Here is a 14,061-nt window from a genome sequence, read left to right on the forward strand (position 1 = left end):
TCATGCCGCCTCGCGCTGGGCTTCGAACCACTTGGCAAAGGCCGCCTGTTCGTCCGCGCTCAGATGCAGCCGGTGCTTGGTGCGCCGCCAGAGGATGTCCTCGGCGGTCTGCGCCCATTCATGCGCCACCAGATAGGCGACCTCGGCCTCGTAGAGATGGCCGCCGAAGTGCCGGCCCAGCCCGTCGAGTGCGCGGGCCTCGCCGACGATCCCGGCCACCCGCGTGCCGTAGAGCCGGCCGTAGTGCTGGCGCAGGCCGCGCGGCATCCACGGGTAATCGCGTTTCATCCTGTCGCGGAAACTCTCGTAATCCGCGGCCTCGATGTCGCCGCCGGGCAGGGGGGCCGCTTCGGTCCAGTCGCCGCCCATCTGCGGAAAGTACTTGCCGATCCTGTGCAAGCCGCGCTCGGCCAGCTCGCGGAAGGTGGTGATCTTGCCGCCGAAGATGTTCAAAAGCGGCGCGCCGCCGGTCTCGTCGATGTCGAAGACATAATCGCGGGTCACCGCCGAGGGGTTGCCCTGACCATCGTCGAACAGCGGCCGCACGCCGGAGAAGGTAGTGAGCACGTCGTCGCGGGTCAGCTGCTCCTTGAAGTAGCGGTTCACCGCGTCGATCAGATATTGCACCTCGGTCTCGTCGGCCTGCACATCCTCGGCACGGCCGTCATAGGCGATGTCGGTGGTGCCGATCAGCGCCTTGTCGCGTTCATAGGGGTTGACGAAGATCACCCGCTTGTCGTGGTTCTGCACCAGATAGGCATTCTCGCCCTTCCAGAATTTCGGCACGATGATGTGGCTGCCCTTGACCAGCCGCACCTTGCGGGGCGAGTTCGATCCCGCCACCCGGGTCACCACGTCGGTGACCCAGGGGCCGGCGGCATTGACCAGCAGCCTGGCCTCGAACTCCCGCGTCTTGCCGGTGACCGTGTTCTGTGTTGTCACCCGCCAGCGGTTGCCCTCGCGCCGGGCCGAGGTGCAGGGCTGCCGGGTCAGCACCGTTGCCCCGCGTTCCGCCGCATCGACGGCGTTCAGCACCACAAGCCGGGCATCGTCGACCCAGCAGTCGGAATATTCGAAGCCGCGGCGGTACTGATCCTTGATCGCCGCGCCCTCGGGATCGCGGTGCAGGTCGAGCGTGCGGGTGCCGGGCAGTTTCCGGCGCCCGCCGAGGTGGTCGTAGAGAAACAGCCCCAGCCGCACCAGCCAGGCCGGGCGGTCCTGCGGGCTGTGTGGCAGGACGAAGCGCATCGGCCAGATGATATGCGGCGCGTTCTTCATCAGCACCTCGCGTTCGATCAGCGCCTCGCGCACCAGGCGAAATTCGAAATATTCCAGGTAGCGCAGCCCGCCATGCACCAGCTTGCCCGAACGCGACGAGGTGCCCTGGCCCAGATCGTCCTTTTCGCAGAGCACGACGCTCAGCCCCCGGCCGGCGGCGTCCCGGGCGATCCCCGCGCCGTTGATGCCGCCGCCGATCACGAAGAGGTCGACTTTCTGGATATCGCTCATGGTTCAGGCTCCTTGCGAGGCGCGCGCCGCGGCCAGCCCGTCCCAGACCGGGGCCAGGCCGTCACGCGCGTGCCGGTAGTTGGTAAAGAGGGTGTCATAGACCGGCACGAGGCCCGGGTCCGGCGCTTCCGGTTCGCCCAGAAGCGGGGTTGTCCAATCCGCGATGCAGGCGTCCATCGTGTCGTAGGCGCCGATCGCGACCGCTGCCATCATCGCGCAGCCCGCCGCGCCGGCCTCGTCGCGCGCCGAGACCCGGACCGGGGTGTCGAGCGCGGCCGCCAGCACCCGGCGCAGCGCGGCCGAGCGTGCCGCGCCGCCGGTCAGGCGCAGTTCGCGCGGCATTTCGCCCATTGCCGCATAACAATCCCGGGCCGCCATGCCGAGGCCTTCGATCACCGCGCGGATCACGTCTGCGAAACGGTGGGTGGCGGTCAGCCCGACAAGGCTGGCGCGCGCATCGGCGTTGACAAAGGGGCCGCGCTCTCCGGCCTCGGAAATATAGGGGTGGTAGACCAGCGCGCCGGGCTGCGACCGCGCCATCCAGCCGTCGATCCTGGCGACCATTTCGGCATGTGACGGCGCCTGGCCGACCTCGCCCATCAGGTCTTCGGCGAGGGCCAGCGCCCAGTCGATGTTGAGCGTCGCGGCCATGTTGGTCTGGACCTGGGTCACCAGATCCGGCACCGGCAGGCAGATCACGTAGCCGGTTCCCTCGGCATTGAGACGCACATCGCCGGAGCTCATCGCCCGCATATGCACCCCGGTCGAGCCGACGGTGGAACAGGCCGCTCCGGCATCGCCGGTATGGACGCCGGCGCCAAGCGCCGTCATCACCATGTCGACATAGCCCAGCGACACCGGCGTGCCGGCCCTGAGCCCGGTCAGCGCGGCAGCCTTGGCGGTCAGGGGGCGGGTGTCCCGCGCCCCGTCGAGGATCTCGGGCAGGAGGTGGCGGCGGGTCTCCAGCCCCAGCGCGGCGATCACCGTGTCGCTGTAGCGCCGGGTGCGGAAATCGCCGAAGGTGAAACTGGCTTCCGAGGGGTCGGTGGCCCGCACCCCGGTCAGGTTGAGAAACAGCCAGTCCTTGCAATGCAGCGCCACTTCGGCACGGTCCAGCAGCTCGGGGCAGGTGGCGTTCATATGGGCCATCTGGCTGCCCTGCTGGCAGGTGTTGAGCCCGGTGCCGGTGGCCGTGAACCGGGCGCGTTCGTCTTTGCCCGAGGCCAGCCGCCGCACCGTCGGGGCGGCCCTTGCATCGAGCCAGAGCCAGGCGTCGCCCACCGCTTCGTTGCCCTTGCCGGCCAGCCAGGTGCCATCGCCCTGGGCGGTCAGCGCCAGGGCGGCGGTGCGCCGTGCCAGCCCGTCCACCTTGTCGGCGAGCCCGCGCAGGGCGGAGGCGCAATCGGCCCAGGTCTGCGGCAGCGACTGCGTGGCCGCGCCATCGGCGCCCATGACATAGGCATTGCGAACCGACGATGTGGCCAGTTGGCGGCCGCCCAGATCGAAGGCCACTGCCTTGATCACCGAGGTGCCGGCGTCGATGCCGATGATCAGGTCGGACGAATCGGCCATGTCCTGCCTCCCTTGCCGTTGTTGCCCACCGCTCTCTCCTCCGAATTCCAGCTTTTCGCGCCGTTCGCGCGGCGCAGTCCCGGCTGCCGAAGGGCAGGCCGTACCGCGCCAGGTTGCATAGGGTGTAATACAGAAAAAATTCTCGGTGTGAAATTTTTTGCAGACAACGTAATTTTTTTCGAATATGGTTTGGTCAATCAACCGTGGATGTCATCCGCGGCGAGTCGACGGCCCCGAGCAGGGATTGAGGAGGTCCCGGGCCAACGACAGGGGAGGAAGGGTTCAGCATCAAGCTGTTGGCCATTTCCACAACATGACCGCGCCGGCCGTGGCTGGCGCAGAATCACCAAGGTTCGGCGCGCCGGACCCGACAGGAAAGGACATGTCCGCAATGGCCACGATCGGCACCTTATCCGCAAGCGCTTCCAGGGCGACGCGACGCAAGGCAATCACGGCTATCGTTATGGTTGTTCTGGCCGGCGCAATTGCCATCGACACCAAGGTGGTGACGATCGGCGGCGAAGAGGATCTGCGCCAGCAGGCCTTCGACCCTGACCGCTTTGGTCAGCAGGAGTTTCCGCGCATCCAGGAGTATGTCGCCGGCAAGGCGCCCGAGGCGGAGGCACTGGCCCGGGAGCTGGCCGCCGACAAGTCCGCCGCGATTGCCGCCCATGGCACCATGGCCGGGGCCTTTCCGGTGATGCCGGTGACCTTCACCGGCACCGTCGGCGCGGGCAAGTCGGGGATCTTCAGCGTCGCGGTCGAGGGGTTGCCCGAGGGCACCGGGGTGCGCGTGCAGACCGGCCCGGCAATCAATGGCACCGAGCTGCGCGACATCACCGGCGATATCGCGTTCGGCGCCTTCAAGAACCAGATCGAGTACCAGAACGCCGGCGCCGGCATCAACCGCGCCATGACCGCCGCGGTGCTCGACGGGCTCGACCGCGAGGCGCTGACCGGTCGGACGATCACCGTCACCGGGGCCTTTACCATGATCAATCCCAGGAACTGGCTGGTCACCCCGGTGGCGCTGGAGGTGCAGTGATGCAGGCCCAGGTCAATATCGCCGCCCCGGCGCAGGCTCCGGATGCGGCCGAAGTGGTGCTGGCGGCCCGCGACGTCACCAAGAGCTTTGGCGCGGTCCATGCGCTGAAGGGGGTGAACTTCGACGTGCATCGCGGCCAGGTCACCACGCTCTTTGGCGAAAACGGCGCCGGCAAGTCGACGCTGATGAAAATCCTGTCGGGGGTGCATCTGCCGACCTCCGGCGCGCTGATCCTTGACGGTCAACCGGTCGAGATCACCTCGACCGTCGCGGCGCGGGAGCTGGGGATCTCGATCATCCACCAGGAGCTGTCCCTCGCCCCCAACATGACCGTGCGCGACAATATCTTCATGGGGCGCGAGATCATGGGGCCGCGCGGCGTGAACTTTGCCGAGCAAGAGCGCCAGTGCCGCGCCCTGATGGCGGAGCTGGAAGAGGACATCGACCCGCTGACCCCGGTCGAGGATCTGCGCCTCGGCCAGCAGCAGATCGTCGAGATCGCCCGCGCGCTTTCGGTCAATTCCCGCATCCTGATCATGGACGAGCCGACCTCGGCGCTGTCGGCCTCGGAAGTCGAGGTGCTGTTCAAGGTGATCCACGACCTGAAGGATCGCGGTGTCTCTATCGTCTATATCTCGCACCATCTGGAAGAAGCGCTGACCATCACCGATCACGCGGTGGTGCTGCGCGACGGGGTGATGACGGCCTATGCGCCGCGCGCCGAGATCGATCTGGAATGGATCGTGCGCAACATGGTGGGCGAGAATTTCGATCTCGGGTCGCCGCCCGACGTGACCTTTGGCGAGGTCGCCTTGTCGATCACCAACCTCAGCGTGCCGGCGTCCGGCAAATCGGGGTATTCGGTGGTCGATCGGCTGTCGCTGGACGTCCGCCAGGGCGAGATCCTCTGTATCTACGGCCTGATGGGTGCGGGCCGCACCGAGCTGATGGAATGCATCGCCGGGCGGCTGCCGGCCTCGGGCGGCCAGATCGCCCTGCATGGCCGCGATCTGGCCGGCATGTCGATTGCCCAGCGGATCGCGGCCGGGCTGGTGCTGACGCCGGAAGACCGTCAGCGCGACGGGCTGGTGCAGACCATGAGCGTGGGCCAGAACCTGTCGCTGGCCTCGATCGGCGCCTTTACCCGGGGGCTGTTCACCTCGAAGGCCGACGAGCAGAAGATCATCGACCGTTCGATCCGCGAGGTGACCATCAAGACCGACGGCGGCGGCGCCGCCATCGGCTCGTTGTCAGGTGGCAATCAGCAGAAGGTCGTGATTGGCAAGATGCTGGCCACCGACCCGTCGGTGGTGCTGCTGGACGAACCGTCGCGCGGCATCGACATCGGTGCCAAGGCAGAGGTGTTCCGGCTTCTGGCCGAAGGCGCGAAACAGGGGCTCGCGGTGGTCTATTCCACCTCGGAGGTCAGCGAATGCCTGTCCATCGCGCATCGCATCATCGTCATGCACAAGGGCAAGATCTCGGCCAGCTTCGGCCCCGATGCAACCAAGGAACAGATCATGGCCGCCTCGGGCGAGGTGGATCTGGAGCAGAGCCTGACCACGACCTTCGGCCTCGATTTCTGCGAGGTCGTCACCGATCTGCACCAGGAAGATCTGGCGCTCGGCCCGCTCGGCCGGGCCGGCGGAAAGTTCCTCGCGGCGGAGATCGCCGCCGGGCGCAACAAGGTGATCGGCGTCGGGCACGGCCGGACGCTGCTGGCCTGCGTCGACAGGCTCGACGCCGGGCCGGCCGGGGATCTGAAAGTCGTGTCGCTGATGGGCGCGCTGACCAGCGGGGCGGATCTGAACCCGCATGCCATCGTGTCGAAACTGGCGGCGCTGACCGGCGCGGAGCCGGTCTCGATGCCGGTGCCCTTCATCGCCAATTCCACCGCCGACCGCGCGGTGCTTCTGGAGCAGAAGGCGGCGCGCGCGGCCGCCGACCTGGCCCGGCAGGCCGACCTGATGATCGTCGGCATCGGCACCACGGTGCCCGAGGCCGAACTGGTCGCCACCGGCATGATCGAGCCGCAGGAAATGGCCGGTATCGCCCGTGCCGGCGGCGTCGGCGAAATGCTCGGCCATTTCTTTGACAAACGCGGCAGACCCGTCGGCCGGGAGATCAGCGACCGTATCCTGACCCAGCCGCTCGACCAGCTCAGTGGCCGCCGCATCGTCGCCGTGGCCGGCGGCACCCTCAAGACCGATGCCATCAAGGCCATTCTGGAAAGCGGCCTGCTCAGCGGGCTGATCATCGACGAACACACCGCCCGCGCGATTGTCGACCTCGACACGCCCGCACCGGCGCAGCACTGAACGGAGATCCTCGACATGACCGATGTCACCACCACCAAGAAACCCGGCTCCGGCGGGCTGAGGGCGCAGCTCTTTGGCAAGGACGCCAATCTCGTCCAGATCCTTCTGGAAGGCCGCGCCTTCTTTGCGCTGATCGCCATCATCCTGATCTTTTCCGTACTGTCGCCAAACTATGCCACGGTGTCGAACTTTCTGATCATGGCCAATCACGTGGCGATCTTCGGCCTGTTGTCGATCGGCATGATGCTGGTGATCCTCAATGGCGGGATCGACCTGTCGGTTGGATCGGTCTTGGGGCTGACCGGTGTCTTTGCCGGCTTCCTGATGCAGGGGGTCGAGCTGGAATCGGCCGGGGTCATCCTCTATCCGCCGGTCTGGGCCGTGGTGGTGCTGACGCTTGCCCTTGGCGCCTTTGTCGGCGCGATCAACGGCATACTGATCGCCTTTTTCCGGGTGCCGGCCTTCGTCGCCACTTTGGGGTCGCTCTATGTGGCGCGCGGCGTGGCGCTCTTGATGACCAACGGGCTGACCTTCAACAATCTTTCGGGCACGCCCGAATTCGGCAACACCGGTTTCAACTGGCTCGGCTTCAACCGTATCGGCGGCGTGCCCATCGGGGTGATCGTGCTGGCCGGGGTGGCGATTGCCGCCGGGCTTTTGCTGGCGCGCACCGCCTTTGGCCGCTGGCTCTATGCCTCGGGCGGCAACGAACGTGCCGCAGAGCTTTCGGGCGTGCCGGTCAAGAAGGTGCAGATCACGGTTTACGTGCTCTCGGGCGTCTGTGCCGCCATCGCCGGGCTGGTGCTGTCATCACAGCTGACCTCGGCCGGCCCCACCGCCGGCACCACCTATGAGCTGACCGCCATTGCCGCGGTTGTCGTCGGCGGCGCATCGCTGATGGGGGGGCGCGGCAAGGTGAGCGGCACGCTGCTCGGCGCCTTCGTCATCGGCTTTCTGTCGGACGGTCTCGTCATCATCGGCGTCTCGTCCTACTGGCAGACCGTCTTTACCGGCGCGGTCATCGTGCTCGCCGTGATGCTCAACTCCATCCAATACGGGAGCAAGGGCCGCAAGGCCTGATCCCGCCGCAGTTTCGCGCATCTTCGGGCGAAGAGACCCGACGCGAAGACCCGCCGGTTCGCCGGCGCCCACCAAACCCAAGGGAGAGAGAACCAATGATCACATTCACCAAACGCACGCTTCTGGCCGCGGCCGCCGCGCTGCCGTTGATGGCGGGCTCGGCCTGGGCCGAGGGCCTGATCTCGATCATCGTCACCGACCCGGCCAACCCCTATTGGTTCACCGAAGGCGAAGTCGCCAAGGCCACCGCAGAAGAGCTGGGCTATGACGCCACTGTGGCGGCGCACAAGGGGGACACCAACGTCGAATCCAACCTGATCGATGCCGCGATCACCAATGGCGCCAAGGCGATCATCCTCGACCCGGCCAATGCCGACGGCTCCGTCGGCGTGGTCCGCAAGGCCACCGCGGCCGGCATCCCGGTCTTTCTGGTGAACGCCGAGATCAACGAATCCGGCATAGCCATCGCGCAGCTGGTGTCGAACAACGCGCAGGGCGCGGCGCTTGGCGCGGTTCAGTTCCAGTCGCTGGTGGGGGATGCGGCGACCTACGTCGAATTCTTCGGCAACCCCGCCGACAACAACGCCGCAACCCGGTCGAACGGTTATGAGACCGTGCTGAGCCAGTATCCCGACCTCGAAAAGGCCGCCGAGGAAGTGGCCAACTGGGACCGCACCCAAGGCTACAACAAGATGCAGTCGATCATCCAGGCCAACCCGGAGATCGACGCGGTGATCTCGGGCAACGACGAAATGGCGCTGGGGGCGATTGCCGCGCTGAAAGAGGCCGGCAAGCTCGAGGGCGTGGTTGTCGGCGGCTTTGACGGTTCGCCGGATGCGGTGGAAGCGGTCAAGGCCGGCGAAATGGCCTATACGGTCCTGCAACCGGTCGCCGTCTTTTCCCGCGAAGCTGTGATCCAGGCCGATTATTACATCAAGAATGGCACGCCGATGGTCAGCGAGGAAAAGCAGCTGTTCGACTGCCTGCTGATCACCCCGGACAATGTGGCCGATTACACCGCGGCCTTCACGCTGTCGTAATCGCAACCCTTGCAACGGGCGCGCGGGTTCCACCGCGCGCCCGTCTCTTGTTGTTCGGTCACAGGGACAGGTCGTCGTCGGCCAGCGAGGGCTCGAAGGCTTGCTTTGGCAGCAAGCGGAAATGAGCGCCGGTCAGTTTGCCCGACACCATGCGATCACAGCGAAAGATGCGCGGCCCCTGTCTGAGGTGATCAAGGGCCACGACATACCAAATCGGATATTTCAGCAAAAGGTAATGGGGCTCTATCTGCCGCGCGGAAGTGCCGCCATCCTCCCTCTTGTAGCGTATTTCCAAGATTTCCTGATCGACAAAGGCCTGGTGCAAGGTCTGGACGACGCGTTTCGGCGGGGCTGTAGCGCCGGCCTGAACGAAGGTTGATGCGGTGACCCCGATCAGAATGCGGGATTTCAGCCGGTTCACCTTCTGGCGCTTTTCCGGTGAGAAGGACGCCACCAATTGCCGCCGGACGGACCCCAGGCTTGCCAGGAACATCGGCGAATTCATGCGTTCCGCGACCGCGATGCTGATCAGAAGATCGACCGCCTCGGCATAGGCCAGGTTCAACCTGCCGACGCCCCAGTTCCGATCAAGACGCACCCCGCCGCCGCGCCCGCGATCGGCGTCGATCTGCATGCCCTGCTCGCGCATGAGCGACAGATCCCGCGCAATCGTTCGCGTGCTGACACCGTGGTGGCGCGCAAGCTCTCCGACCGTGCAATGCACGTCCTGCTTCAGCTGGACGGCAAGCATTTCCATCCGTCTCAGCCGGTCATGCGCATTTGCCCGTGTCATCGAACAAATATGACATAAACTGTCCTATTTAGCAATATGACGGCCCCGCGGCCGGGGCCAAGGCAGCCACCGGGCCCGCATGACCCCAGAACGGAAGAGAGAGCATACAGATGAAAATGAATTACTTCGTTGTCGGTACAAACGACATGCAGGCCTCAAGGGCCTTCTACGACGCGCTGTTTGCGCAGTCCGGGCTTCAGACCATGGCGGCGTCCGAGCGGATGACCTATTGGCTCGGAGAGGATTTCGCATTTGCAACTGCGATCCCCTTCGACGGGCAACCGGCCACCACCGGCAACGGCACGATGGTCGGGTTCTGCGTCGGAGCGGCGGAGGCCGTCAAACGCCTGCATGCGCTGGCCATCGATCTCGGCGGCACCTGCGAGGGCGCGCCGCATCAGCGGGGGCCGAAGTTCTCGGCCTATGTGAGAGACCTGGACGGCAACAAGCTGTGCTTTTCCGACTGAGCGCAAAGCCCGGCCGCGATCCGGGCGGCGCGGTTTCAGGTCAGCGCGCGCCCCAGGTGTCGGACAGACGGTAGCCCTGTGGCCAGGGATCGTCAGGGTCGAGCATGTGCTGGTGAATGCCGGTGATCCAGCCCCGGCCCGAGATCTCGGGCCGGATCGCCGGGTGGCCGGCCAGCGTCGTTTCGCCGAGGATGGTGCCGCCGAAGGTCGAGCCGATCAGCGAGCGCGCGGTCAGCCGGTCGCCGGTCTTCATCCGGCCACGGGCATGCAGCACGGCCATCCGCGCCGAAAGCGCGGTGCCGGTGGGGGACCGGTCGACCTTGCCCGGCTGGATGGCGACGGCGGCCCCGGTTTCCAAGCCGTCCGCCCCCTCTTTCAGCGGCCCGGCGAAAAGACAAAAGGAGATGTGGCGCCACTCCGGGTTTTCGGGGTGGGCGAACCCGAGCTGGGCGTTGGCGGCATCGGTGATGCGGACGCCCAGGCGCGCGATGTCATGCGCCTCGTCCTCGCTCAGCGCAAACCCCAAGGCGGCGGCGTCGACGATCACGAAGCTGTCGCCGCCATAGGCAATGTCCACTGTCAGCGCACCGAGGCCCGCGACCTCCAGCGGCGCATCGAGCCGGGTGGCAAAGGCGGGCAGGTTCTGGACAAAGATGCGTTCGGCCTTGCCATTCCGGCACGCGGCCCGGACCCGGACAAGACCGCCCGGCGCCTCGAGCACAAGGTGGGTTTCCGGCTCCTGCATCGGCACCAGGCCGCCATCGAGAAGCACGGTGGCGACGCAGATCGCGTTCGAGCCGGACATCGGCGGCGTGTCCTCGGGCTCCATGATGATCCAGGCCGCCTGCGCCTCGGGGTGTTTTGGCGGCACCAGCAGGTTGACGTGACGAAAGACCCCGCCGCGCGGCTCGTTCAGGACAAAGTTGCGCAGCGTCTCGTCGCCGGCGATCCAGCGGCTTTGTTCCCAGACGGTCTCGCCCGGCGGCGGCAGCACGCCACCGACAATGACGTCGCCGACCTCGCCCTCGGCATGGGCCGAGATCACGTGAACGGTCTTGACCGAGCGCATGTCAGAGCACCTTGCAAAGCCGCAAGGCGTCGTAGATCGCCGCGTGGGTGTTGCGCGCGGCCACGGCGTCGCCGATGCGAAAGAGCTGGTAGGCGCCCTGGGGATTGCGGATCACTGTTTGCGGGCGGCCCGCGATCAGCGCCTCGTAATCCACCTCGCCGTGGTTGCTGGAGCCGTCGCGCAGTTCGAAATAGAGCTCGTCCAGCGGCCGCGTGCCGTGGTTGACCACTACCTGATCGACGCGCCGTTCGCGGGTGAAACCGCCGTAATCGCTGCCCAGAACGGCGCGCAGCGCATTTCCCTCGCGGCTCACGGCGTCAAGCTTCCAGGTCACGGTGAAGGTCACGTCGCGTTGCTGCAATTCGCGCATCGCGGGGGTGAGCGACATCGCCATGACCTCGGAGGCGATGCTGCGGTCGCGGGTGACGATCTCGACCCTGGCACCGGTGGCGGCGATCTTCTCGGCCGCCTGGAGGCCGGCGTAATCGCCCGCATCGTCATAGATCAGCACGGTCTCGCCCGGGGTCACGTCGCCCGACAGGATATCCCAGGTCGAGACGACCTGGCCGTTGCCGTCGGAGAGCACCTCGGTGTGGGGCAGGCCGCCGGTGGCCACGATCACCACCTCGGGCCGCTCGGCTTGCACCGTCTCGGGGTCGGCGACGCTGTTGAAGCGGAAGGTCACGCCCAACCGGGTGCATTCCTCGAAGCGCCACTGGATGAGCTGGATCATCTCGGCCCGGCGCGGTGTCTGCGCGGTCAGCCGGACCTGTCCGCCGGGATCGTTGGCCGCCTCGTGCACGATCACCTCGTGGCCCCGTTCGGCGGCGACCCGCGCCGCCTCCAGCCCGGCGGGACCGGCACCGATCACCACCACGCGGCGACGCGCCCCGGCCGCGGGAACGCTGTGCGGCTGCTCCAGCTCGCGCCCTGTTGCCGGGTTGTGCAGGCAGAGCGCCATGCCGCCCTGGTAGATGCGGTCGAGGCAGTAATTGGCGCCGACGCAGGGCCGTATGCGCTCTTCCTCGCCGCGCAGGATCTTGGCCATGATATGCGGGTCGGCCATATGCGCGCGCGTCATGCCGACCATGTCGAGCTTGCCCGAGGCAATGGCGTGGCGGGCGGTGGCCACGTCCTGGATCTTGGCGGCGTGGAACGTGGGAAACTGGGTCGCGGCGCGGATTTCGCCGGCAAAGTCGAGATGCGGGTTCGACCGCATGCCCTGCACCGGGATCACATCGGTCAGCGCCGCATCGGTGTCGATATGGCCACGGATCACGTTGAGAAAATCGACAAGGCCGCTGTTTTTCAGTCGGCGGGAGATCTCCAATCCCTCTTCCCTGGTGATGCCGCCGGCCATGTCCTCGTCGGCGACATAGCGGATTCCGACAAGGAAATCGGCCCCCACCCGGGCGCGAACCGCCGACAGCACCTCCATCGACAGCCGCATGCGGTTTTCGAGGTCGCCTCCGTATCGGCCGTCAAGATCGTTGGTGGCGGGCGACCAGAACTGATCGAGCAGGTGGCCATAGGCCTGCAACTCGATGCCGTCGAGACCGGCGGCCTTCATTCGTTCGGCGGCATCGGCGTAATCCTCGACGATGCGGGCGATGTCCCATTCCTCGGCCTTCTTCGGAAAGGCCTTGTGCGAGGCTTCGCGCTCAAAGCTCGACGAGACCACCGGCAGCCAGTCGGCCTTGTCCCAACGGGTGCGGCGGCCGAGATGGGTGAGCTGGATCATCACCGCGCAATCGTGTTCGTGGCATTCGTCGGCGAGCTTTTTCATCCAGCCGACCACCTCGTCCTTCCAGGCGAGGATGTTATTGAAGACCGGCGGGCTGTCGCGCGCCACCGAAGCCGAGCCCGCCGTCATCGTGAGCGCCACGCCGGCGCGGGCGCGTTCGACATGATAGGCGCGGTAACGGTCCTTGGGCATGCCGTCCTCGGGATAGGCCGGTTCGTGGCTGGTGATCATCAGCCGGTTTTTCAGCCGCAGGTGCTTCAGATCGTAGGGCTGGAGAAGGGGATCATTGGACATGACACAGGCCTCGCTTGGCGTTCGTGGGCATCCTCCGGCAAAATGTTCACTTGTGTCAATTAAAAGTTCATCAGTGACTATTTTCTTGTGGCATCGGCCGGCGCGGCCTATTCTGGCGGCATGAACACCACCGATGACATCGAACCGGACAAGGCGACGGGCTGGCGCGGATCGGCTGCGCTCTGGCTCGAGGCGGCCAAGGCGGCACTGATCGAGGGCGGCGTGGAGGCGGTGAAAATCCAGCCGCTGGCGGCGCATCTCGAGCTGTCGCGCACCAGCTTCTACTGGTTCTTCAAGGACCGGAATGCGCTTCTCGATGCGCTGCTGGAAGATTGGGAGACCAAGAACACCGGCGCTTTCGAGACCGCCTGCGCCGCCTATGCCGATACCGTTGCCGAAGCGATGCTGAACCTCATCACGGTGTTTCACGACGAGGCGCTGTTCGAGCCGAGGCTCGACTTTGCGGTGCGCGGCTGGGCGCATCGGTCCGAGGCGGTCACGGCGCGGATCAATGCCGCCGACGAGACCCGGCTGGCGGCAATCCACGCCCTTTTCACGCGCTTCGGCTTTGATGCCGAGGATGCCGATGTGCGGGCCCGCGCCGTCTATCTCGTGCAGATCGGCTATATCGCCATGCAGGTCGAGGAGGACCGCGCGCTGCGCATGGCCCGCGTGCCGGGCTATGTGCGCACCTATTGCGGGCGGGATCCGACCCCGAGCGAGATGGCGCGTTTCCATGCCCGGTTGGCGTTTCAGCCCGGGGCCGGGCGCGCCCCCCGGTAAAGTTCTACAAGTTTGTGGTATCTTGAAGTTTCTACAAGAATGGTATAAACGTCAGATACTACAAGTTTGGAATAAACGCCAATGGTTGTGACCATTTTCCGAGACGTGACGGGGCTGGGCCGGGAAATCCGTCTTGCCCGTAAGGGGCGGGGCTGGTCCCAGGCTGATCTGGCGCGCCTGGCGGGCACCGATCCGCGCCAGATCTCGCGTATCGAGACGGCAGCGCACGAACCGAAGCTCAGCCTCCTGCTTGCGGTGATCGCGGCGCTCGATCTGGATCTCGGTCTGGTGCATCGGCAGGGCAAATCGGAGCGGGCGGCACGGCCCCGGCCCGAGGATATCTTCTG

At 66.1% G+C, this 14,061-nt stretch carries 11 protein-coding genes and 2 pseudogenes; 8 read left to right on the plus strand and 5 right to left on the minus strand.

What is annotated here, in order from left to right; all coding sequences use genetic code 11:
- Together AC0J5K_RS20785 and AC0J5K_RS20790 are read right to left on the minus strand one after the other, a co-directional pair.
- Positions 1 to 1,509 (minus strand): glycerol-3-phosphate dehydrogenase, encoded by a 1,509-nt coding sequence (locus AC0J5K_RS20785; protein WP_283643754.1) that lies wholly within the window; start codon positions 1,507 to 1,509, stop codon positions 1 to 3.
- A 3-nt stretch (positions 1,510 to 1,512) separates the two neighbouring features.
- The gene (locus AC0J5K_RS20790; RefSeq protein WP_420398508.1) at positions 1,513 to 3,081 is read right to left on the minus strand and encodes an FGGY family carbohydrate kinase; all 1,569 of its coding nucleotides are present in this window, start codon (positions 3,079 to 3,081) and stop codon (positions 1,513 to 1,515) included.
- Between the two features lie 463 nt (positions 3,082 to 3,544).
- Here AC0J5K_RS20790 and AC0J5K_RS20795 point away from each other — a divergent pair, with 463 nt between their 5' ends.
- From AC0J5K_RS20795 to AC0J5K_RS20815, 5 genes and pseudogenes are all read left to right on the plus strand, one after another.
- Positions 3,545 to 4,126, plus strand: a complete 582-nt coding sequence (locus AC0J5K_RS20795) for a DUF2291 family protein (RefSeq protein ID WP_244526542.1) — start codon at positions 3,545 to 3,547, stop codon at positions 4,124 to 4,126.
- Positions 4,126 to 5,664 (plus strand): annotated as a pseudogene (locus AC0J5K_RS20800) (sugar ABC transporter ATP-binding protein); the annotation flags it as partial. The gene AC0J5K_RS20795 and the pseudogene AC0J5K_RS20800, both read left to right, overlap by 1 nt.
- A gap of 51 nt (positions 5,665 to 5,715) precedes the next feature.
- Positions 5,716 to 6,444: pseudogene (locus tag AC0J5K_RS20805) on the plus strand (sugar-binding transcriptional regulator); the annotation flags it as partial.
- A gap of 15 nt (positions 6,445 to 6,459) precedes the next feature.
- Positions 6,460 to 7,524, plus strand: a complete 1,065-nt coding sequence (locus tag AC0J5K_RS20810) for an ABC transporter permease (RefSeq protein ID WP_048535221.1) — start codon at positions 6,460 to 6,462, stop codon at positions 7,522 to 7,524.
- Positions 7,525 to 7,619: 95 nt separating this feature from the next.
- Positions 7,620 to 8,564, plus strand: a complete 945-nt coding sequence (locus tag AC0J5K_RS20815) for a D-ribose ABC transporter substrate-binding protein (protein WP_074837699.1) — start codon at positions 7,620 to 7,622, stop codon at positions 8,562 to 8,564.
- Positions 8,565 to 8,622: 58 nt separating this feature from the next.
- Here the strand turns inward: AC0J5K_RS20815 and AC0J5K_RS20820 are convergent, their stop codons facing one another.
- The gene (locus AC0J5K_RS20820) at positions 8,623 to 9,321 is read right to left on the minus strand and encodes a helix-turn-helix transcriptional regulator (RefSeq protein WP_283638619.1); all 699 of its coding nucleotides are present in this window, start codon (positions 9,319 to 9,321) and stop codon (positions 8,623 to 8,625) included.
- 146 nt (positions 9,322 to 9,467) lie between these two features.
- Between AC0J5K_RS20820 and AC0J5K_RS20825 the strand changes: the two genes are divergently transcribed.
- On the plus strand, positions 9,468 to 9,824 hold the full coding sequence (locus AC0J5K_RS20825; RefSeq protein WP_283643756.1) for a VOC family protein: 357 nt from the start codon (positions 9,468 to 9,470) through the stop codon (positions 9,822 to 9,824).
- A 40-nt stretch (positions 9,825 to 9,864) separates the two neighbouring features.
- On the opposite strand, the gene AC0J5K_RS20830 is transcribed toward AC0J5K_RS20825, so the two are convergent.
- On the minus strand, positions 9,865 to 10,893 hold the full coding sequence (locus AC0J5K_RS20830; RefSeq protein ID WP_283643757.1) for a trans-3-hydroxy-L-proline dehydratase: 1,029 nt from the start codon (positions 10,891 to 10,893) through the stop codon (positions 9,865 to 9,867).
- Position 10,894: 1 nt separating this feature from the next.
- A complete protein-coding gene (locus AC0J5K_RS20835; protein WP_420398509.1) occupies positions 10,895 to 12,931 on the minus strand; it encodes an oxidoreductase in 2,037 nt (678 codons plus the stop codon).
- A gap of 120 nt (positions 12,932 to 13,051) precedes the next feature.
- On the opposite strand from AC0J5K_RS20835, the gene AC0J5K_RS20840 reads away from it, so the two are divergent.
- Positions 13,052 to 13,714, plus strand: a complete 663-nt coding sequence (locus AC0J5K_RS20840; RefSeq protein ID WP_420398510.1) for a TetR/AcrR family transcriptional regulator — start codon at positions 13,052 to 13,054, stop codon at positions 13,712 to 13,714.
- A gap of 81 nt (positions 13,715 to 13,795) precedes the next feature.
- On the plus strand, positions 13,796 to 14,061 hold a 266-nt coding region (locus AC0J5K_RS20845; RefSeq protein WP_048535229.1), incomplete at its 3' end, for a helix-turn-helix transcriptional regulator.

The organism is Marinovum sp. E3 (genome assembly GCF_055755275.1).